General features: G+C 45.0%; 22 protein-coding genes. 12 read left to right on the top strand and 10 right to left on the bottom strand.

The genetic code is table 11. The features are described from left to right. Positions 1-61: 61 nt before the first annotated feature. On the bottom strand, positions 62-790 hold the full coding sequence (locus TOL_RS06735; protein ID WP_041588434.1) for a hypothetical protein: 729 nt from the start codon (positions 788-790) through the stop codon (positions 62-64). A 339-nt stretch (positions 791-1129) separates the two neighbouring features. On the opposite strand from TOL_RS06735, the gene trhO reads away from it, so the two are divergent. The 8 genes from trhO (at position 1130) to TOL_RS06695 (ending at position 8777) form a co-directional block, all read left to right on the top strand. Beyond that, positions 1130-2134, top strand: coding sequence for an oxygen-dependent tRNA uridine(34) hydroxylase TrhO (gene trhO / locus TOL_RS06730; RefSeq protein WP_015486554.1), 1005 nt, complete (start codon positions 1130-1132; stop codon positions 2132-2134). Between the two features lie 149 nt (positions 2135-2283). Next, positions 2284-2862, top strand: coding sequence for an RNA polymerase sigma factor (locus TOL_RS06725; RefSeq protein WP_015486553.1), 579 nt, complete (start codon positions 2284-2286; stop codon positions 2860-2862). After that, a complete protein-coding gene (locus TOL_RS18265; protein WP_015486552.1) occupies positions 2855-3586 on the top strand; it encodes an anti-sigma factor in 732 nt (243 codons plus the stop codon). The genes TOL_RS06725 and TOL_RS18265 overlap by 8 nt, the downstream gene beginning before the upstream one ends. Next, positions 3583-4242, top strand: a complete 660-nt coding sequence (locus tag TOL_RS06715) for a leucine-rich repeat domain-containing protein (RefSeq protein WP_015486551.1) — start codon at positions 3583-3585, stop codon at positions 4240-4242. Before TOL_RS18265 ends, TOL_RS06715 begins: the two co-directional genes overlap by 4 nt. Beyond that, positions 4199-5488 (top strand): alginate export family protein, encoded by a 1290-nt coding sequence (locus TOL_RS06710; protein ID WP_015486550.1) that lies wholly within the window; start codon positions 4199-4201, stop codon positions 5486-5488. The genes TOL_RS06715 and TOL_RS06710 overlap by 44 nt, the downstream gene beginning before the upstream one ends. Positions 5489-5614: 126 nt before the next feature. After that, positions 5615-7096, top strand: coding sequence for an EF-hand domain-containing protein (locus TOL_RS06705; RefSeq protein WP_015486549.1), 1482 nt, complete (start codon positions 5615-5617; stop codon positions 7094-7096). Positions 7097-7311: 215 nt separating this feature from the next. Continuing rightward, positions 7312-7911: a TetR/AcrR family transcriptional regulator gene (locus TOL_RS18260; protein ID WP_015486548.1), complete on the top strand. Its 600-nt coding sequence runs from the start codon at positions 7312-7314 to the stop codon at positions 7909-7911. A 26-nt stretch (positions 7912-7937) separates the two neighbouring features. Continuing rightward, a complete protein-coding gene (locus tag TOL_RS06695; protein ID WP_015486547.1) occupies positions 7938-8777 on the top strand; it encodes a redoxin domain-containing protein in 840 nt (279 codons plus the stop codon). On the opposite strand, the gene TOL_RS06690 is transcribed toward TOL_RS06695, so the two are convergent. Next, positions 8774-9127: a YkgJ family cysteine cluster protein gene (locus TOL_RS06690; protein WP_015486546.1), complete on the bottom strand. Its 354-nt coding sequence runs from the start codon at positions 9125-9127 to the stop codon at positions 8774-8776. The genes TOL_RS06695 and TOL_RS06690 overlap by 4 nt on opposite strands. A gap of 234 nt (positions 9128-9361) precedes the next feature. Then, complete coding sequence (locus tag TOL_RS06685; protein WP_015486545.1) at positions 9362-9706, bottom strand: TFIIB-type zinc ribbon-containing protein; 345 nt, start codon at positions 9704-9706, stop codon at positions 9362-9364. A 651-nt stretch (positions 9707-10357) separates the two neighbouring features. Here TOL_RS06685 and TOL_RS06680 point away from each other — a divergent pair. Continuing rightward, positions 10358-11746, top strand: coding sequence for a hypothetical protein (locus tag TOL_RS06680; RefSeq protein ID WP_015486544.1), 1389 nt, complete (start codon positions 10358-10360; stop codon positions 11744-11746). Positions 11747-11809: 63 nt separating this feature from the next. On the opposite strand, the gene TOL_RS06675 is transcribed toward TOL_RS06680, so the two are convergent. Continuing rightward, the gene (locus TOL_RS06675; protein WP_144055339.1) at positions 11810-12205 is read right to left on the bottom strand and encodes a hypothetical protein; all 396 of its coding nucleotides are present in this window, start codon (positions 12203-12205) and stop codon (positions 11810-11812) included. A gap of 232 nt (positions 12206-12437) precedes the next feature. Here TOL_RS06675 and TOL_RS06670 point away from each other — a divergent pair, with 232 nt between their 5' ends. Next, the gene (locus tag TOL_RS06670; protein ID WP_015486542.1) at positions 12438-13919 is read left to right on the top strand and encodes an amidase; all 1482 of its coding nucleotides are present in this window, start codon (positions 12438-12440) and stop codon (positions 13917-13919) included. A 55-nt stretch (positions 13920-13974) separates the two neighbouring features. On the opposite strand, the gene TOL_RS06665 is transcribed toward TOL_RS06670, so the two are convergent. Continuing rightward, positions 13975-14913, bottom strand: a complete 939-nt coding sequence (locus TOL_RS06665; protein ID WP_015486541.1) for an alpha/beta hydrolase — start codon at positions 14911-14913, stop codon at positions 13975-13977. Positions 14914-15065: 152 nt separating this feature from the next. Between TOL_RS06665 and TOL_RS06660 the strand changes: the two genes are divergently transcribed. Further along, the gene (locus TOL_RS06660) at positions 15066-15602 is read left to right on the top strand and encodes a TetR/AcrR family transcriptional regulator (RefSeq protein ID WP_015486540.1); all 537 of its coding nucleotides are present in this window, start codon (positions 15066-15068) and stop codon (positions 15600-15602) included. Positions 15603-15763: 161 nt separating this feature from the next. Beyond that, the gene (locus TOL_RS06655; protein ID WP_015486539.1) at positions 15764-16447 is read left to right on the top strand and encodes a pseudouridine synthase; all 684 of its coding nucleotides are present in this window, start codon (positions 15764-15766) and stop codon (positions 16445-16447) included. Positions 16448-16497: 50 nt separating this feature from the next. Here TOL_RS06655 and metE read toward each other — a convergent pair whose 3' ends face one another. From metE to TOL_RS06630, 5 genes are all read right to left on the bottom strand, one after another. Then, the gene (metE, locus tag TOL_RS06650; RefSeq protein WP_015486538.1) at positions 16498-18774 is read right to left on the bottom strand and encodes a 5-methyltetrahydropteroyltriglutamate--homocysteine S-methyltransferase; all 2277 of its coding nucleotides are present in this window, start codon (positions 18772-18774) and stop codon (positions 16498-16500) included. 106 nt (positions 18775-18880) lie between these two features. Continuing rightward, positions 18881-19492: a DUF3833 domain-containing protein gene (locus TOL_RS06645; protein ID WP_015486537.1), complete on the bottom strand. Its 612-nt coding sequence runs from the start codon at positions 19490-19492 to the stop codon at positions 18881-18883. 79 nt (positions 19493-19571) lie between these two features. Further along, positions 19572-20795, bottom strand: coding sequence for a permease (locus TOL_RS06640; RefSeq protein WP_015486536.1), 1224 nt, complete (start codon positions 20793-20795; stop codon positions 19572-19574). 78 nt (positions 20796-20873) lie between these two features. Then, positions 20874-21293, bottom strand: a complete 420-nt coding sequence (locus TOL_RS06635) for a MerR family transcriptional regulator (protein ID WP_015486535.1) — start codon at positions 21291-21293, stop codon at positions 20874-20876. Between the two features lie 78 nt (positions 21294-21371). Beyond that, positions 21372-22571 carry an NHL repeat-containing protein gene (locus tag TOL_RS06630; RefSeq protein WP_015486534.1) on the bottom strand — a complete coding sequence of 400 codons (1200 nt, stop codon included), beginning with the start codon at positions 22569-22571 and terminating at the stop codon, positions 21372-21374. Between the last annotated feature and the right edge of the window lie 19 nt (positions 22572-22590).

Genomic DNA, 22590 nt, shown 5'->3' with positions numbered 1-22590 from the left:
CTGTTTAACCTAGGACGAGCGACTCTTTGATCTAACTATCTAATGATCAGCCGAGCTAAACCTAACCCCGCACGGCTGCGAATTGCGGCAAATTGGTCTGGGATAAACGCAATACGCTATCCACATCAGAAAAGAAACTCGATAACAACGGCTGAGCAAAACTCAGGCTACCGTTTAGAAGTATCGCACTGGTCGCAAACAAAAACAGCACTGCCATGGCGTTGATACGGTCACGACGCTGCGGGGATAAGCCTCCCGCGTACTTCTCCATACCTTTACCTAGCTTGTTTAGCGCTGGAATCATACGTTGCACGATAACGGCTTCTGCCGCTGGCGTTGCTTTGCCATAGATACATGCCCACATACGCCCATGACGGCATACGATTCGCTCAATATCGCCATCAACTGGCTGGCGGTAAAGGATATTCATGATTACTTGCTGTAAGTGTGGCTGGGCCGCTAACACCTGATGCATCGAATAGTTATCCGACACAACATATACCTGCTCATCGAACTCAGCATTACCTACCGTCGATTTACTACTAATACCAAGAATTCTGAACAACCGATCCATGCGTGTTTCACGCTTGATCACAAAATCGTATCCGAGGGGAGCTTCAACACCGAGCATTTCGAAAGAACTAGAGAATAGCGAAAACTTGAAAAGACTGAATTGATAACCGATGCCGTTATAACTGCCACTAGCACCGGTCCAACGTGCACTGTAACGATGGTATGCCACACCAAGTAAGAAACCCATCAAAGTGATCGAGCAAAGTGATATCCACATAGTAACCATCCTATCTTGGTATTTTAGAGTCCAAATTACGGATTCTTCGTCATCGCTATTGAATAAATACACGACAACCCAAGGCCTAACGTCTGCAAAATCAGGGTTTTACATCAACCACACGCCCGTTAGGCAACTTTATAAACACTAGTACATCTTCACCGGAAAAAAAGTTGACGCCAGAAATAAGTCGCAATATTGCTAACTTTGGCCGGATAGTCATATCCAACCTGCCCTAGCGGCTCTTCTTCTGTATAATCGCGCCCGCAAACTCAATGCTCTGCATTGAAATCACTACCGATAACGCACCGGATTTACGTTCCGGCCAGCGAGGAACTTATGACTGAACATACTCCATTCGTCGTCTGTGCGATGTATAAATTTGTAACATTAAACGATTTCGAACTGTTACAAAAACCCCTTCTTGATGAAATGTTACGTCTTGATGTCAAAGGCACGCTGCTACTGGCGAATGAAGGAATCAACGGCACGGTTGCCGGCAGCCGTGAAGGCATTGATGCCCTTCTTGATTACCTACGCCGTGATGAACGCCTTGCAGACGTGGGCACCAAAGAATCGTTCGACGACGAAATGCCGTTTTACCGCACCAAAGTAAAACTGAAGAAAGAAATCGTGACGATGGGCGTCGAAGGTATCGATCCTAAGCGTGTGGTTGGCACTTATGTGAAGCCAAAAGATTGGAATGCCTTGATCTCCGACCCAGATGTGATTCTGGTAGACACTCGCAACGACTATGAAGTTGGTATCGGTACTTTCAAGGGTGCCCTTGATCCAAACACCAAAACCTTCCGCGAATTCCCACAATACGTGAAAGAAAACCTCGATCCGCAAAAACACAAAAAAGTCGCCATGTTCTGCACCGGGGGGATTCGTTGTGAAAAATCGACAGCCTACTTAAAAGAACAAGGCTTCGACGAGGTTTACCACCTTGAAGGCGGTATTCTCAAGTACTTAGAAGAAGTGCCAAAAGAAGAGACGATGTGGGAAGGCGAATGTTTTGTGTTTGATAACCGCGTAACCGTCGATCACGACTTACAAAAAGGCCACTTCGATCAGTGTCACGCCTGCCGCCGCCCGATTACAGAAGACGACAAACAATCGGAACATTACGTCCAAGGCGTTAGTTGTCATCATTGCATCGACGAATACGATGAAGCCCAGCGTGAACGTTTCCGTCAGCGTGAACATCAAATGCAGCTAGCCAAAGCCCGTGGTGAAGATCACTTAGGTAACGATTTGGCCGCCATTATTGAAAAACGTCGTTTAGAAAAACTAGCGCTAAAAAATCAACAGCGTAAGCACGATGGTAAAGCCGACGCATAAATAACCGTAATAGAAGCTTGGTATATTAAAAAACCGCTGCTACTTCAGCGGTTTTTTTATATCCATCGCTTGTAGAATGATTAAAATTTGTTCATTACACTGCAACCATATTCGCTCGCATTACGTATAGGTATATAAGGACATTCTTTGTGGATAACGAAATGTTAATGAATTTAATAGCACGGTGTGCGCTGCGAGAGCAAAAAGCGCTAGAAGCCTTATATCAGGCTGCCGCTGCTTATCTTAACGGCGTGGCCTTTCGTATCCTTGGTTCTGCCGATAGCAGTAACGACGTACTGCAAGAATCTTTCGTACAAATTTGGAACAACGCATCGAGCTATACACCAGCGCAAGGAAATCCAACGACTTGGATGACCAGCATTGTGCGTTATCGCGCCATTGATAAACTGCGGCACGAAGCGCGCCATCAAAATCGTCCGCATCACGAAGCGGAAACTGAAATTCTACTAAACACCCCAACTGAAGAGACTCAAGAAGAGATCTACAGTCGCTTTCGCTTGAATGCACAATTAAAGAAATGTTTAGAGTCGATGAACGACAAGTTCAAACAAAGCCTTGAGCTGGCCTACCTGTACGGTTACTCACGCGAAGAACTCGCCGATGTCTTAGATACCAACATTAATACCGTCAAAACTTGGTTAAAACGCGGAGGCGCTAAACTAAAAGTATGCATGGAAGGCGAAAACGGTGGATCAAATAATGATTAATGCAGACGATAAAAACGCCCTCGCCCTTGAATATGTATTGGGTACTCTGCGCGGAGAAGAGCGCGAAGCTTTTGCCAAACAATTACGCTCGGATGACAGCTTGATGCAAGCGGTGCGTTACTGGGAACAATCCCTTATGCCCGCGCCTGAAAGCGTGCCTTCTCTAGCACCTAACCCTGACACTTTCGCCAAGATCCAAGCAAGAATTAATAACAACGAGCAATCAACGGCTCAAGAGAAATCAGTCACTTTCTGGGAAAAACTGCTGCCGTGGAAAATAGTCACTGGCGCTGCGTTTGCCATGTTACTGCTAATGAGTGGATTATTGCTCAACAACTCCATCAATCAGAACATCGGCCTCAATGCCGATTACGTCGCAGTACTGGTTGATAACAATGACGCGCCTATTTTAACGGCCCTCACCTCAAGCAATGGAAAAACGCTGTGGTTAAAGTGGGAAGATTGGCAGGCTCCGCAAGATCATAGCCTGCAACTTTGGGCTAAATCTCGTCGTGACGGACAAATCCGACCGTTACTGGTGTTTAATAACCGCGAGCAAAAGGAAGTACAAATCGACGAAGCAACATTGCGTTTAATTCGAGACTCTTCCGATTTAATTATTACCAAAGAAGAACAAGGTGGCTCGCCATTGGATGAGCCGAGCGACATAGTGATTGCCAAAGGGGTCTGCATTCGCCTTGCTGTCACGAAGGACAGCGCATGATCACTATTAACTATCGTCATGGGCTAAACCTGCTAGTGGCTTTCATATTGACTGGGATACATCCAGCCTATGCTGCGACATTTGACGTGCAAGACAGAGCACTACACGCTTGCTTGCAAGCACTTGCCGAAAACAATGGCTGGAGCAAACCCGAGGATGTCACTGAGATAAAATGTCACAGCAAAGACATTCGTTCTATGGTTGGCTTAGAGCAATTTACCCAGCTGCAATCACTCTCGCTATACAACAATAAGCTTGAACAACTGGATGTTGATCTGACATTACTTAAACAACTAAAAACCTTGAATTTGGCCCGTAATAATTTAAGTCAATTCAACCTTACCGATTTGCCTAATCTCAGTGAGCTTTACCTGTTCGATAACCAATTAGACACACTAACACTATCGAATTTAGTAAAACTTCAAACGCTCAAAACCAACAATAATAAAATTGAACACTTTACCTACTCAAATATGTCGCAACTAGAAAAGGTTTATATTTTCAATAATAAACTCGCTGCCATTGATATTTATAGTTTGCCCAAATTGCAATATATGGACTGTCGCCAAAACCCAATGCCAGACTCACTCTACGATGAAATGGATAAAAAAGATGATGTTACTTTCCTCCATGACGGTAATGCCGAAGATTGGTAAATCGATATTTTTTTCGACGATTTTAATAACTCTTTTAGCCGTTATCGCCGCAACCTCACAGCCCGTTGTCGCCCTAGAATACACGCTAGAAAACCACACATTTGAACTGGGCACCCGCGCGCGCCTAGCCCATGTCGATGCCGAAGAAAATGCCCGCGCCGCATCTCTGTTAATCCGTTTGCGAGCAACCAGTGAGTGGTCGCAACAGTTCTCAACCTTATTTGAACTTGATAGCGTCGCCTTAGGCTGGCAAGACGAATTCAGTAATGGCGAGCATTTTAATGGCCATCCTGTGATTCCTGATGTGGCGGGGACGGATCTAAATCAAGCCTTGTTGAGTTACTCCCCAACGAACACTTTGCAGCTCACACTCGGTCGAGAAGCTCTCAATCTAGGTAACCAACGTTTTGTCGGCACTAATAGTTTCTGGCAAAACGAACAAACATTAGACACCGCTGGTTTTAAACTTGAGTTTGGTTCGGCCTCCAACGTGATGTATCGCTATGTCGATAATGCAAACCGTATTAACGGCCAAGATGCGGGTAAAAAACTCAGTCCTACGGATAGTAACTACGCCGCTAACAATGGCATACGCCCGCCCCAATTCCTTGGCGATCATGATCACAATACCCACCTTGTATTTGCCCATTTTAAAGAGTGGGATTTATCCCAAATCGATGCCTACTACTTTGATATGGAAATCAAAGACGCCAAGGCGCTTTCCAATCAAACACTCGGCCTACGCTATGAGTACAAAGGACGCTGGAACGCTCTAAGGACATTAGCGCACGCTGAATTAGCATTACAAGAACGCACAGACATCCATAATGACGCCCTGCTTCAATTTTATGATATCGGTGGCGGCATTGGCTTTGATCATCATGAAATAACACTCAACGTTCAGCGCCTAGGTGAAAAAAATGGAGTTAGCTTTGTTACCCCACTAGCATCGTTACACGATCACAATGGTTGGGCTGACAAGTTTTTACTGACCCCAAACTCAGGTCTGCGTGACTACTCTCTACAGTACATCTGGCGTAAGAGCCCGATAAAAATAGATGCTCGCTATCACCTATTTAATACAGATGATGACAACTCACGTATTGGAAAGGAATTCGATATCGACGTCGGCTATAAAATTAACACAATAAATAGTGTCCTACTTCGCTTTGCTGATTTCACCGCCACTGCTGACGGTTTTGAACATGAACAGAGAGTATTTTTAATGTTTACACACAACCTGTAGGCCCTTATCTGCCTCCATTCACGCCATCATGTGCGCGTTGTAAACATCTTCATTCTATTTTGAAACTTTATCGAATATCGCTCCGTATACCTACATAACCTTAACTAGAGTTATACGGAGTCTATCGTGAAGAATCTAATTGCCCCAATAAAATGCTGCTCTATCACCATATTATTTGCCACTTTAACCGCTTGCGGAGGCGGAAGTGGAGGTAGCAGCAATACAGCACCGATTGTCAATGATCCAGTAACTGAAGCGCCAAGTGTGATTGATGCTGATGGTGATGGTATTCCTGACGCCGACGACGCCTTCCCGCTTGATGCCGCAGAGAGCATCGACACCGATGGCGATGGCATTGGCAATAACTCCGACAGCGATGATGACAACGATGGGATTGCCGACACTAACGATGCCTTCCCACTTGATACCTTAGAGAGCGTCGACACCGATGGCGATGGCATTGGCAATAACGCCGATGAAGACGATGATAACGACCTCGTGCTCGATACAGACGATATTGACGACAACAATAATGGGCTCATTGAAATCAGCAGCCTAGAACAGCTAGATTTCATCCGTCATCACCTCGATGGCAGCGCATTAGGTGACGGCATTGAAAGCAGTACTCTTGGCTGCTTCATAGATACCGGCTGTATTGGCTATGAATTGACACAAAATTTGGATTTCGACATCAATAGTGATGGCGTTATAGATTCTAACGACGCTCCTTTCTTCGATTACGATACAGATGGCGAAAACAATGGTTGGTTACCCATTGGCGATAACACAACCCCATTTACCGCCCAATTTAACGGCAATGGGTTTGAAATTCGAAACCTATTCATCAACCGTCTTTCAGCCGATGATGCAACCAGCGGCAAAAACATTGGACTATTTGGAGTCGTCTCCGCAGGTACGTTAAAAAATATTGGTCTCGGTGGTGCCGTAATGACAATAACAGGAGAAACCAGCGTCGGCAGTTTAGTGGGACGTTTAATTGATGGCTCGAAACTCAGTTCAAGCTATTCGACCGGCAATGTCACCGGAAAGAATAATTCGATCGGCGGACTCGCAGGAAATATCGCCAACTCACACCTTAATACCTGCTATGCAACCGGCGCAGTCAACGGCAGAAGTAATGTTGGGGGCTTAATCGGTGCGGCATCCAGCTCCAGCACGGTCAAAAGTAGCTTCAGTACGGGTGCCGTAACCGGTAGTGAAAACCAAGTTGGAGGCTTAATCGGGTTAATCGATAATTCCGATCTAAGCACTAGTTACGCAATGAATTCAGTGACAGCAAACACCAATATATTTCTTGGCGGCCTAGTAGGCAAACTGCAAAACTCGGCCACCATCACCACTAGCTATTGGGCAACCGATATTTCTGGCTTGTCACACAGCATCCATAGTGATGGGAACCGACCAGGCGTGCTAGGCGTCACATTAGAAGAATTACAATGTCCTACCGCCGCAAACGATACAACGTGCATTAACACCGGAACCCTGTATGAGGGTTGGGATGCGATTGACGAAGACAACGACGTCAACACGCCCTCTATTGCCCCCTGGGATTTTGGAACCAACACTAGCTTGCCTGTTTTCAAATAACCCACAAAATCCCAAGAGCAGGTTACACCAACTCTTGGGGTTTTCTATTGTTCGATCTTAGTATACAGCTATGTGAATACAGGCCCATTAAACAAAAGCCGCTGATTATTCAGCGGTTTTTTTATACCCCTTATTTACAGCTCGTCGCCTGATCACGCAGTTATTGACCAATCGTTCCAATATAAATATAGTGACACTCAGCCGAGGAGAAAATAATGGCAAGACCTCTACAATTCGAACGCCAAAAAGCGATAGATGCCGCTATGCGAGTTTTTTGGCAGCAAGGATATTCAGCCAGCTCCTTGCAGCAACTACTCAATGCCATGCAGATTAATCGAGGCAGCCTTTATGCCGCCTTTGGTGATAAAGCTGGATTATTCACAGAGGTAATCGACAACTATCAGAACCGAATACAAGCCGTTGTTATTGGTTTATTGAGTAACGAACTAGATCCAGCGAAAGGCATAAAAGATGTCTTCGAGTTAACACTATTGGCATTAACGAAAGATTCATTAGCGCTGGGCTGCTTGCTCGTTAATACCATTAATGAGCTATCCCCTATTGATTCTGATCTCGCTAACCATGCAGCCAAGAAATTAGACGCCGTGGAGCAAGCTTTTATAACTGCATGTAAGCGCGCCCAAACACTCAATCAGATGACCACAGAAATAACGCCAGAAAGTGCAGGAAAGATGCTAATGACCAGCATGATTGGCTTGCGAGTACAAAGTCGTCGCGGCGTTGAAATATCTGACTTACGACAAAGCATTACGCCGTTACTCAATATGCTGATGCCGACGTTAGATAAACGCTAATGAAAACACTTAGGAATTAATAAACAATGAATCGCTTAAAATCTTTGTTCCTTTCAACATGGATCACACTGCTTGCTATCGGCGTTATTCGTGGCCTTTGGGTGCTAACCCAAGAAACCGAAGCGACCGTTTGGTATTGGGCAGTATTTGCATTAGCGTCTCCACTGATATTCTTTGCGTGGATTTTTTTGACGCATGTCGCCCGTACTGCGATGGCTAGCAAGGCTACCTTTGCAATAACACTTTTCGCTTTTATCGGTGCGTTGGCCACCTCAATATCGACCTCGGAACCACTGATCTGGATCTTAGTGGTAGCCGTGATAGGAAGTGCTTTATACGAATGGTGGTATTCAAGATTTAGAGATAGAAGCAGCGCTATCTTAACTGTTGGAAAATTACTCCCCAATTTAGAATTGATGAATACCGAAGGCGCGGTAATTAAAACCAATGAATTAAATAAACCATTATTACTGATTTTCTACCGCGGTAACTGGTGCCCATTGTGCATGGCGCAGATTAAAGAAGTAGCTACTCAGTATCGCGAATTGGCCGAAAAAGGCGTTGAAATCATGCTTATTAGCCCACAACCGCAAGGGCATACCGCCTCGCTTGCCGAACGCTTTGATGCGCCTATGAGCTTTTTAGTGGATCACGACAATGCCATGGCCAAACGATTGGGAATAGCCGCATCAAACGGCCTGCCAGTAGGATTAGAAGCCTTGGGTTACGACAGCGATACCGTTATGCCAACCGTAATAATGACCGACGCAAACGGTAAAATATTATTCGCTGATCTTACCGATAACTATCGAGTAAGACCTGAACCTGATGTGTTTTTAAACGTGTTTACTGAAGCGGGTATTTAAACCAACACTTGCCGCGTATTGGCAATGTAATGATGAATCTGATTTTCAGTCTTGGTATCAATCATCACTTCAGGACGACGTCCATTAGGACAAGGCATACGCGGTGTTGTACCAAACAAGCGGCAAATCAGCGGGCGTTCGTCGTACACAGTGCAGCCATTAGGGCCCAAGTGAACGCAATTAAGATGTTCCCATGCCGCTTCATGTTCAGCATCGGTTTTAACTGGTAGGCGTGACATCTCTTCTGAAGAGGTGGTCACAGGGCCACAACAATCATGACACCCTTCAACGCACTCGAATGTGGGAATGCGTTCGCGCAAGCGCGCAATGATATTTCGATTAGTGTCCATTGATATATCCAAGGATTTGTCGTGCAATCATAACCAAGGGAAGCGATTATGCTCAATCAAACAACTGTATTATTTTAGTAAGAAGTGCATTGATCGGTTCAACAATTGATGGTCAGTAGAATTAGAAATTAACACAAACGAAAAAGGACGTTCCTCGAGATCATTTTAAACCATGATTTTCGATCTTAGAGGAAAGTCCGTCCAGTATTACCTGCGCTCTTTTGCAGTAAATTTTTAAAAAAAATCAGAAATTGTATGCTCGGACAAGTCGACAAATTCGCCCGCATCGAAGAAACGTCCATAGCAAGTGGGACAAACTTCAAACCAAATATGTGGCTGCTTAACATCAACCATGTTCAAAATTTTACTATTAGGACACACGGGACACTTTAGATCCCACACCTCGTTGTATTTTTTACCGACTTCTGGATCACCAATATCTATACCAGAAGCAATTTCTTTAAGGTCTTCATGCTCAAGCATATCGAGCCATAAACCCTTACAATTTAAACAATGCTCTACATCACCAAATGGCGTGTGTAATTGCTCAAAGTTTGACTCGCATTTAGGACATTTCATTCGTTTTTCGATACAAATAAAGATACAAGACTAAATCTATCCGGGCCACTCTGTCCATTCAATCGGACAGTTATCATAAGAAGAATGCCTGATTACTCAGAAACTTCAATACCACTGGTTTGAAAACACAAGAAAGGAACTCATATTACTCGAAGCCACACCTTATTATCAGTCCCTTACGCGCTGTGTAAGGCATGCTTTTCTATGCTGAAAAGTTAGCGATGATCGTAGTTTTGAACACAGGCGCGGCTGGATCGAGTATCAGATGATTTATGCGTCAATCAAATGAAGCGATTGCGCGTCAGGCTACTGACAATTACCGCCCTATATGCTGATTTAGCCCAAAAAGCCCGTATTGTTAAATTCTAAGGCAATAGACTCACTCAATATTTTTATAACTAACAGATATCTGGCGCATTTAGCCTCTTGTTGACTAAGTGACAAGAAGGCATGTTTAACGCGTGAGTACATAGAGTAGGTAACGATTGGTCTGTATTTATCGGTGTAATTGATAATAGCAACAGGCTAATAACGTTCAGGTTTATACCGCTTAAGATTTGCGCTCACGGTAACGCTCTGGCGATTCATCCTGATGATCTTAGTACATGACAATAAAATTACTGGAACAATGGAAATTAGGGAAGAAATGTTATGCTTTTAAAAATAAAAAAGTACTTTACGTGTGCTGCACTCATTGGTATTACAGCATTTTTTGGTGGTTGTGGCGGACTAGAAGATCCGGCGGAGTCCTTGATTAAATGGAAAATCGAAGGCCGGTATGACCTAAAATATATGACGAAGCAAGGTGTGACATACAGCGTCACATCTCCAGATAGTGTTAATTTTTCGCTAAATCGAATATCACCTACGGGTGAAGTTGATTGGGTGAAAAACTTAGACCTAATTAACACCAAAGACGAAGTCGGTTTGGCAACTTTATATCTTCAAACAGGAGATGACGGTACAAACCGGCTAGTGGTGTACACATCTGATTTTAAGCCTTCAACCACCCTAAAACCGGCAAGTACGGATTATCATATCTTGGTACTTGATGAAAATGGTGATGTAAGAAATGAAATTCTTACTGAAGGGGAAACTTTTCCAGGTGGAAATTATAACTACAGCATCGATACTGAGATTCCTGGACTGATTATTCGCTACAAAAATCATGACCTTGAATTAATCTCTGAAAGCAGCACCATCACCGTCGCAATGCCAGTGAGCGTCTCAGATTATAGTATCCGCAGTGTATACCATACCGTAGGCGGTGTTGTGGCCTTTATGGATCATGATAGCGTCGACACACTAGCAGACAAAATCGCCTATATCAGCCTATCTGGAGAAATTAAATGGATTGAAGATGCTCCCGAAATGGTCACTGTCGGTTCTCAGCCACAGAAATCAACCTACTTGAGAACTAAAGTCGAAAATGGCATTTGCGAATATACTTTGCAACCATTTGATGACACTGGCTTGCAAACGCTTTCGACCTTTTCTTGTCCAGAATCACAAGGATATACATTTTCCGAAATTGAAATCATGGGAGATGATATTCATTTTGCTAAAATTTTCGAAGGATTAAACTACACTCGACGAGATTTAAATACCGGTGAAATTCAAGCAAGCTATGAAAACCCCGTTGATACGAGTGGCGCACATGTTTCATCTGCAAATATTGGTGCAAAATACCGAATTAGCGAAGAAGGTCAGATTTCACTACCTTACCTTGTCACTACAGAGCATGACGCTGTCGATTTAATACTGAACGCTGGTGTTCACCAATCATACCGTTCAGGGGTTGTGATTTTAAATAACGATATGTCGATATTTGCAGAAATCGAGTTTCCTGAATATCACGTCTATTCATGGCTGTTTCGTTGCTATAGCTGGTGTAGTGACAACGGCGATGTTCGCTCTGGATACGACCTTCAAGATATTAAGATAGTCGATGATGAGATCTATGCATCGCTTCGCTACAAAGAATACGACAAGGTTAGTGGTACTTACACTTATTACTATTACCTTGCCGCGCTAAATTAAGTAATCGATGTTTCCACAAGGATGTGGTTATCATGCAGTAAGGGCCAAGAAAAACGATTAATCTCAACCAAACAACCGCATTATTTGTAGTAAATCAGACTTGATTTGACAGTTACCCTTTCGCCCTATATCGCTTGCCAGGAGCGTATTCGCACCACTACTGCATACGCTCTCCATAGACATTTTTCTAAGTTTATTGATTGCATCAGGGCCGCCCAGCTTTCCAGTAAAAAAGTCACCGCTAAACTCTATAACTCCTAGTTCTTTGTATGCGACTCCCGGATTAGTAGCGTAAATAGCGAAACCATATTCTATCCCACGAGATTCTGCTTTATAGCTTCCGGCCTTATTGAAGCTGGCCGTACTACAAGCAACTACTAAAATGCCTAAACCTATACTGACTAATATCTTAACTAACTTCATACTTCCTCTTTGTTTTTGGTATAACAATTTATTCATGCGCATGCGCGTATACACACCAAACCGTCTTTACAATTTGCGCGTTATCACTCAAGCCGCTCTTGTAACCAATTGATTGATCAGTAGATTTCTTAGATAAGAAAAACAAAACGCGCACTCTAAAAGTTGGATTGGCGATTAAACGCGTAACAGATCCAATATTGGCTTATAGCAGTCAGTCGGGTACTCTCGAACGCTGTTTCAGCTCAATGACAATAATAAGGAGCCAATAGTGACTACAGAATGGGCCTATCACAGTGCCACTCAGCTTTTAGATGCCATGAATAAGGGCGAACTCACTAGCCGTGCGCTGGTTGAGTATTACCAACAGCGCTTTGTTAAGGTGAATCCTGATGTTAATGCCGTTGTAGCCACTAACTTTGATGCGGCTCTCTCCCGCGCCGATGAGGCTGATCAGGCACGCAAAGACGGTATCAGTTGGGGGCCGCTGCATGGTCTGCCAATGACGATTAAAGATACCTTTGAAGTCGTCGGTATGCCTTGCACCGCTGGCGCTCCGGCACTTAAAGCTCATACTCCTAAAAAGAACGCTCACGCTGTCGAACAGCTGTTAGATGCAGGGGCGATTATCTTTGGTAAAACCAATACGCCTTTATATGCGAGCGATATCCAGAGTTATAACAAGATCTATGGTACAACGAATAATCCTTGGAATTTGACACTAACGCCGGGCGGCTCTTCTGGCGGCGCTGCTGCGGCTCTGGCCTCCGGTATGACACCGATAGAGCTTGGCTCTGACATTGGTGGCTCTATTCGAACTCCTTCTCATTTTTGTGGGGTGTACGGCCATAAAGTTACTTACGGCATTATTTCTTGTCGTGGGCATATTCCTGGTCCACCGGGAATGCTAAGCGAGCCTGATCTTTCGGTGGCCGGCCCTATGGCTCGGTCGGCTGATGATTTGAAGATGATGTTGGATATTATCTCTGGGCCAACGCCTCTGATGACGGATGCGTGGCAGCTGAACTTACCAGAACCTAAGCAAAAAAATCTGTCAGATTTCAAAGTATTAATGTGGCTAGATGATCCACTGTGCCCTATTGATGATGAATTACGGCCTGCCTATCTGAAGCTCAAGTCACATCTGGAGGCCCAAGGTGCTCAAGTGACATTGGGCGAACCTGATGGTCTAACGCTAAATTCATTTTTCCCAACGTATATGAGCTTGCTTGGAGCTGTTCTGGGTTCATCTCTAAAAGGTAAACAGCGCATTGCGACCAAGGTATTTGGCACTTTGGCTAAGTATTTCGGTAAATATATAGGTGCTAGTGCTTCAGGAGAGGATTTCTTGCTGGGTATGGTACAGCCTCACGCTGATTGGATTCGTAGCAATGAAAAGCGTCATCATCTGGCACAGGCTTTTGAAAAACTCTACGAAAAATACGACGTTATTCTTACTCCGGTAACGATGACCGCGGCATTTGAACACCAACAAGTTGGGCCGGTGCATCTGCGTAAGTTGGATGTTAATGGCGAGCAACGTAATTACTCCGATATGTTTATGTGGATTGCGCCTGCCACCTTGCTAGGTTTACCAGCCACTAGTGCGCCTGTAGGCCAAACCTCTGGCGGCTTACCGGTAAATATTCAGATTATTGGTAATGCCTACAAAGATAAAACCACATTGCATTTTGCGAGTTTGTTAGAGAAGTCGATGGGCGGCTTTAAAAATCCACCCAAATATAACGTGTAATTCGAACAAAAAAACCGGCAATTGCCGGTTTTTTTAATGCTAGATTCTAACTCTATTATTCTTTATTGGCTGACAATGAGTGCAAAAACTCCAACTGATATTGCAAATTCTGAGAAAGCACAGGTTCGAAATATGGTTCAAAGTGATTAGCATCAATCATTTTAGTTTGAACGTAGTCTTTGTTTCTATTTTCAATATTCATTCGATTAAATGGTGCAACCGAATCGCGAGATGCGCCAATCAATAACGTAGGTATTTTAATCTTGGCTAAACGCTTGATCGGACGATACATGCCAATCGTTAAAACTGAGCGAGCAGCAACTCGGTTATCGTATTGAATACCGGCAATCTCAATTCCACGATTCATAGCATCTTCAGCCCCATCGCGATCCATTGAACCAAATTCACCCGGTGCTGAAACGACCGGAATGTAGATTGGGCGTCGACCCATAAAACAATCAGTGATGCCGTAAGCACCAAAGCGCAACAAACTTAGCAGCGGAATCGCTTTCACTGCATCTTGGCCATCAAGCATAGGAACCTGAGCGATAGCACCCAAAAGTTCAGGGTGTTGCGCGGCGGTATCCACTACATGACCGCCGCCAAACGATGTGCCCCAAAGCACAATTTTCTTCTCGTTGACCACTGACTGTTGCTTCAAATGGGTAAGCGCCGATTCAACGTTACCGACACGTTTTATTGGATTAATGCAGTTTCGCGGCAAGCCCTCACTGCTTCCCCAGCCAGGGTAATCGAACGTCATGACCGCGTAGCCTGCGGCGATGAATGCAGCAATAAATGGCCCTGTGAGTGCGCCCTGAACACCGCCCCAGCCATGCACCATAAGGATTGCAGGTAAACCATCACTTGTTTCAGCTCCGGCCTCCGGAAGGAAGAGTGACGCCGCGCATTGCACGCCGTCGGAGTAGAAAACCGATTTCACCTCTAACGGTTTGCTATCTGTATTCGTAACAACTGCTTTTGGACTCGTCATCGCTAATTTCCTCATCAAGCGCTGGAAACACCCAGACCTAGGATGCACGCTTCGATGCGAAGCCTATTTGTCTTGAATGCCATTCAAGACGTAATATTAGCGTCATCCTTGTATACTGGTCAAGCAATCTTCAAACGAGAACTAGCCCTCTTATGGCCAAGAACAAACGACATGTAGACAAAGAACAGAAAGCTGAAGAGATCGAACTGGCGGCAATGGAACTCTTCATTGACGTAGGTTTCGATGCCAGCTCTATGTCGATGATTGCTAAAGCGGCGAACGTCGCTCCCAATACTCTGTATTGGTATTTTAAGAACAAAGATGACCTGCTCATTGCAGTTTTGAACCGACTCGTTAACGCCAGTATGAAGCTATACCCCAGCATGATGACGAAACCTTTAACCGAGCAAACCATCTGGTTATTGAATCAGTTCAAACAAACAAAAGGGCTAATTTCAACCGTACACACTCGTATAGTGCATTCACCTAGCATTGCGACGTGGCATGATAATTTTCATCGAATGATTGAAATGTTACTAACCGCACAATTGACGTTAAATGGGATTCCTAAAGACAAAATTCCATTTGTAGCAAGTGCGTTAACCTTCGTGGTTGAGGGTCTTCTTTCGCATGAACACAACCAAGAAGAAGAACAAGAAATGATCAACTGGGTACTGCGTACTCAGTGATGATATTTAACTGAGACTTACGGACATATTCCAGCGCCTCCATCTGTTAGATCTGATGTCCGTTAAAGCGGTTTAATCATCATAAATATAGCGAGGCAAATAACGATAAGTGATATTGTTAGGCGCGGTGATTTTCACAACCCCTTAGTAGAAAAAGGTTAATGCTAGTGCTTAAACGTCTTGATCAAACCCTGAGTAATTTGGGTTATTGCTCGCGCCGCGAAGTGCGTTATTTGATAAAGAATAAACGGCTGCGTATCGACGGCGAATTAGCCACCAACGCCGCGCAAAAAGTTGATCCCAATGCAGTGAGTATTGATGGGCAACCGCTGGAGCATATCGGTAATATACTCGTTATGTTGCACAAACCCCTTGGTTACGTGTGTAGCCATGACAGCAGTGAAGGACCGCGCATATACGACTTATTACCCACCATTTGGCAAGCCAGAAACCCTCAAGTTGTCAGTATCGGCCGCTTGGATAAAGAGACCAGTGGGTTGATTTTAGTCACCGATCAATCAGCGCTAGTACAACAACTCACGTCACCTAAACATCATGTAGATAAAGTCTATGTCGTTACGGTAGACCAAGTCTTAAATAGCGATATTATCGAACAATTTGCCCAAGGCATTGCGCTAGAAAGTGAAACTACCCCCTGTTTACCAGCCACGCTTGAGATTGTTGACCCATACACGGCCAAAGTAACCCTCAATGAAGGTAAATACCATCAAGTTCGGCGCATGTTTGCCGCTTGTGGATACCATGTTACAGCCTTACACCGTGAAAAGTTTGGCGAGTATATCTTGGGTGATTTGCCAATAGGAGAATGGCGCGACTTGCTTTAAAAATAGCTCCCATCGAGATGGGAGCCATGCGCTTGCATTTACATCAAAAGCTATGCCGTTATTTGTTCTCGCAACGCTTGCGCAGCGCGAACCATAGACTTTAATGCTGGCGTCACTTCCTCCCAACGTCGGGTTTTTAATCCGCAATCTGGATTGACCCAAAGATTGTACGCAGGCACAACGTTCAACGAATCTTCGAGAATTTCGCTCATTGCGGAAACATCCGGCACATTAGGACTGTGAATATCATAAACACCAGGGCCGATGCCATTGTGATACGGCTCGCGCTTGAGTGTTTGTAATAATTTATTCGCCGAGCGGGCCGTTTCTAATGTAATAACGTCAGCGTCCATCGCTTGAATTGCAGTCAAAATATCATCGAAATCGGCATAACACATATGGGTATGAATTTGAGTTTCTGCGGCTACACCGGCATAGGTATAACGGAAGCTATTAACGGCCCAATTTAGATACGTTTGATGCTGATCTCTACGTAAAGGTAACGCCTCTCGCAGTGCGGGTTCATCTATTTGAATAATACTAATACCGGCACATTCTAAATCGAGCACTTCATCTTGAAGAACAGCAGCGAGCTGATAAGCCGTGCTTTCCCAAGATTGATCATCGCGCACAAATGCCCACTTCAATAAGGTAATTGGCCCAGTTAACATTCCTTTTACCGGTTTAGCGCTGAGGCTTTGCGCATACTGACTCCAACGTACTGTCATCGCTTGTAAGCGTTCAATATCACCGTAAATAATCGGCGGTTTAACACAGCGTGAACCATAACTTTGCACCCAACCATTAGCCGACACAGCAATGCCTTCTAATAGTTCGCCAAAGTATTCGACCATGTCGTTACGTTCGGCTTCGCCATGCACAAGCACATCTAAACCAATATTTTCTTGGGCTTTAATGCAATATTCAATTTCCAGCTTTAAGCCGCACTCGTAATCTTCAAGGGTAATATCGCCTTTTTTAAAGCGTTTACGCAGGCTACGAATGGCATCGGTTTGCGGAAAAGAACCTATCGTTGTAGTGGGGAAGTCAGGTAAATTTAATTGCGCTTGTTGGCGTGCCAAACGTTGTGCATAGGGTAATTCACGCTGCCATTGGCGTGACGCAGCCTCAATTGCTCGCGCTTTAACAGCGGCTTTATGTACACGTTTTGATTGCTGACGGCTGATGACTCGTTCGGCTTGCGCTAACCAATCACGACCTAACAGTACCTTAGCGTCATCAAGTGCATTGGTTAATAAGCGTCCTTCTGCGAGTTTTTCTTCGGCAAACGCCAACCAATGGTCAGCACCATCGGCTAAATTCGTTTCGGATTTTGCAGAATAAGGAACATGCAATAAAGAACAGGATGTCGCAATCCACAAGCGTTCTTTTAATTGAGAGGCCAGCGGTGCCAATAACTGATAGCTTGCGGTTAAATCGCTGCGCCAAATATTACGCCCGTTAATAATCCCTAACGACAATACTTGCGTCGGTTTTAGCAGCGCTAAACTTGGGGCTAATTGTTCCGGTGCGGAAACAATATCAAGGTGCACACCTTGCACTGGCAACTCAAACACCCTACTTAAATTATTCTCTAAACCACCAAAATAGGTTGCGATTAAGATATTTAGATGAGCCGTTGCTAAACTCTGATAGGTCGATTCAAAAGCGTTAAGCCAAGCTTCCGGCAGATCCAAAACCAATATGGGTTCATCAATTTGTACCCACTCAACGCCTTCGGCTTTGATGGTTGCTAATAACTCTTCATACACAGCGAGTAATGGCGCGAGTAATTCAAGGCGATCACAACCGTCGACACTGCGAGCCAAATACAAATAACTTAACGGCCCTAAAATAACCGGTTTAACCTGTTTGGTTTGCTCCAGCCCTGCTCGAATTTCTTCTAGTAAGAGTTCAGGATTAAGATTGAAGGTGTCGTTGGCATGACACTCAGGTACTAGATAGTGATAGTTGGTATCAAACCACTTGCTCATTTCACAGGCCTTGGTTGGTGTACCACTGGGGGCGCGACCACGAGCCGCTAAAAAAAGCTGATCGATTGTATTGTTAGTTGTGTTCGTCCGTTGCGGTAAATGTCCGAGTAAAAAACTGGCATTCAGTACGTGATCATAAAGACAAAAATCGCCTACAGTTAAAACATCACATCCGGCTTCTAATTGCGTTTGCCAGTTGTTATGTCGTACTGCGTGAGCACGAGAAATTAATGTCGCTTGATCGATTTCACCGCGCCAATAAGATTCGAGTGCCCATTTAAGTTCGCGTTGAGGTCCTACTCGGGGAAAACCGAGGGTATGAAAAGTAGTCATGATAATTCCTGATCTTCATGCGTATTATTAAAGTACGCTTAGAGTGTCAGGAATCAATCATGAATAAAAACGATGTTTTTTAATGATAAATTGAATTTTTTTAATGTTAGTCCGCAGGGATGCATTGAGTAGAGTCATCGACTTTACGCATGACCAATAATATTTGGCCAACGTGTAAGCCGAATTTACTCATCTTAGTTTCATTAACCACAACGCCGTCGGCCACCTCAAACATCCAGTCATCCATATTTAAATCAATGGTGTCACCGGGTTCACCGTAACGCAGTGTGTAAGCCATATGAATTGCATTACCAGCAAACTCCATGTGCGTTGGCTCGGGCACATCGGAGGCTTGGGCGATGTAATGATCGCCTTCTGGGGTCAATGTCCAAATACGCGTTTCACGCTTTGGTTCTGCGCCCGCCTCATCCGTAAAATAAAAAACTTCATCTAACGTACCCACGCCCTTGTCATCCCAACTGCCAAGAATTTGCGCATTAAACTGGCGAATTTGTGCGCCAGAGCGATCACGTACGACACCATCGGCGCAAATTTTTCCGTTGAAGTAATTCTCAGGGGTTAACGTCGGGCTTCGTCCAGCGGCATGATCGACGCCTAAGCTTGAGCATCCCGATAGACTGATAGACGCCCCAACAAATAAGATTGCTGACGCGAAGACGGAGAGTTTTGACTGGGATAGAGACGTAATAAGCTGCATAAGAATTCCTAACTTGCGATGCAAAAGTTATTCAATAGTTGTACAGCCTACCACAAAAACAATCCGTTTCTAGGGGCGTTTAAACCCCATACAGATTCATTAGCCAACCAATTAGCAATACTTGAGGCACAGTAACCAGCGGTAAAAAGAGTGCGATTTTCCAGCTCTTGGTGGTGTCTTTAAGCACCATAACCTCGGTGTAATCGGTCGCGGCACCGGCCATCAAGAAGGTAAAAGCGTTACCCGGTGCTGCAGCACGCGTTAACAAATCGGCAGCAATCGGGCTTGAACCCTCAGAGCATACTTCGATAACACTGGCGGCCAACAAGGTCAGCAATAAGCCGCCTGCCGTTGCGCCGAACCAAACACTGAAAATATCTTCTGGTACAAAGGCACGAATCAAGGCCACTAGCACCACGCCAAAAACGACCCAGCGTAATACCATTTTCGATTCTTTCAGGCCGCCCCAAAACATCTTCGCCAGCGCAGGCAATGACCAATCATTAGAGGCCCAAGTTGCTTTCAAGGTCGGCCAAACATCGACTTTCTCAAAATCTTGGCTATTTGGATTAGCGGGTAAGGTACCGCGCTCAACCAAGATATCAAAGATCCACCCACTCACCCAGGCAATAACGAGCGAACCGGCAATAAAGGCTAATGTCCATGGCAGGCCGATTAATCCAATCAGAATTAATGTCAGGGTTAATGAATTCCACGGGCTGGCGATTAAAAATGCCATCACTTGGCCGATGCTCGCGCCTCGTTCATATAGCTTCATCGCCACCATTAGGATGCCGTGATTGCACAAATCAAGCAGTAAACCTGCAATCGTCGCGCGCAACACGCCAGTCTTACTGCCGCCTCGGCCAAGCACAGACATAATGAGTTCGCGGGGAATCCTGCCCAGTAGCCCAACGAAGAAAGCCGCCGATAAAATACCCCACCACATGGCATTTACCATCTCGTAAGAGGTATGCAACATGCTGTTTACCCAGGGAATCTCGATGCTGTGCCCAAAGACTAAAAAGCCGATATATCCGAGTAATACCGCAGGCGCACAGGTCCATAAAATCCAGTCAATTGAGCCCTTATCAGCAGGTGCACAACAACCGCCATCGGCGTCGTTACTTGTATCTTGGCTGTTTGGCGTTCCACAACAAGAGGCTGCGATGGCTGGTTTAGCTGGCGCAGTACCACAACAAGAGGAGGTTGCTGCTGGCTTTTCCATTTCAGTATTGCCGCCACAGCAGGATTCTTCTTTCTTCGGCTTTTCTGAGCCACAACAGGAGTCTGAATTGCTCATAACTTCTCCTAAACCTTCTTAATAATACTGATCTCAATCGAGATGAAGCTCAGCTTAAACCTATGAGCGACTCACAGGTCAAGCGCCATGATGATGCCCCTCGATAAGATGACAAATATGTTCACCGCAGGGTTCGCAATCAGGAATATTCTTCCACGCACTGGTCGCTTGCTCCATGCGCTCAACTAAGGCCGCTAAGGACGCGAGCTTTTCTTTCGCTTGCTGCAAGCGTAACTCGATCATTTCGCGGGCATGGGGGCAAGGCGACTCACCCTGCTCGGCATCCAGTAAAAGCTGCTGGATATCCTCAAGGGTAAAACCTAATTCGCGAGCATTGAGAATAAAGCCTAAGCGCTGTTGCTGAGTGGCATTGAATCTATGGTAGCCGCTATCGTCTTTAGGCGGATTCAGTAAACCAATGCGCACGTAATGACGCACCGTGTTGGCATTGATATCAAAGTGGCGGGCAACTTCATTCACCCGTAACGAGGTGTTCATAAGCGCGGCTCCTAATATGAGACTGCGCTTACAATAAACCTGCGAGTTGCTCACAGGTCAAGAGTGGCGATGACGTTTTTAATCGTCGGAATACACTAAGGTATCATACGGAGCGCCAATTCCATGTTGCTGATAGTCGCTCCCACCTTCATTAATCGCTGGATTACTGCCTTCAATATCTAATTGTATATGCACCAATCCCGACGTCTGCAGTTGCGTACAGTACAAACCATAGTCGCTATACAAAACTCGATGCGCCCAACTGTACTGAGTAGGAAAAACAAAACTGACTTCACTGGTAATGGCTAATGTCTGGGGATTTAAAGTGACATCAAACACTGCATTAGGCTGGTTGATATCCGCGTCTTTGGTAATGTCGGACGACAAGATATAGACGCGATAATCGTCACCATCGGTATAGGGTGCAAACGTTAGATGTAAAAGACCAGCCGTTGATCCGAGCGAACCACCCAAGGTGACAAACTCAAGCGTTGCATCAGATAAGATTCGACCAAATGTCCCTGTGCCAGCCCCGCTACCCCCTAACAACACAAACCAAATATTGTTATCTGGCCCAGCACACATACCAACGACGGTTGAACCTTGCGTAGAGGGAATATCAATGACCTCAGGCGTTTGAATATTCGTGCCGGAGTAATCGCCCTCGCTCGGTGTACACCTCACGATTTTGCTATCGGTATCAATAGAGGCATATACCTCACCCGTCAGCGGATGCTTAATCACAAAGACCGGTGATTGAGGCACAGTCCATAAGGTGTAGTTAGATGGGTCTTCTTTATTCACACGACAAACATAATATTCTCCCGTGTCGTCACTCGGATTCTTGCATGAACACCACAAATCATCACCGTATTCAGACACACAGTGTGGCCCCATGCCTGGCCTAGGCACATCAATTGTTGCTTGCAGTGTCGGAGCTTCGGATGCCACGGCACCCGGTGTTAAGCGCAATAGCTGAGAGTCATTTTGCAAGGTAACCCAAACATCGCCCGCATAGCTTGAGGAAGCCGTTACACCATGAAGCTCGGATGTCGAATTACCAATTTGATAGCTATAAGCATTGATAGGACAGCCCGAGTCATCTAAATCCAATTGGATTAGCGTGCTGTCATCCATCTGCGATAACACGATCATTTTCCCGTTATTCACGAGCGCTAATTCGTGCGTCATCATTGCCGCAGGTAATGGATATTCGTTAATACGCTTAGTATAGGCCGTACCTTGAGTCGCGGTCTTAGGTGTGATGCTCGGTATCATGATGTCCCATCCAATGGTG

Source organism: Thalassolituus oleivorans MIL-1, assembly GCF_000355675.1.
GTDB classification, from domain to species: Bacteria; Pseudomonadota; Gammaproteobacteria; order Pseudomonadales; family Oceanobacteraceae; genus Thalassolituus; species Thalassolituus oleivorans.
Note: the sequence above shows the minus strand (reverse complement) of the source record. Positions and strands in the feature narration are given on the sequence as shown.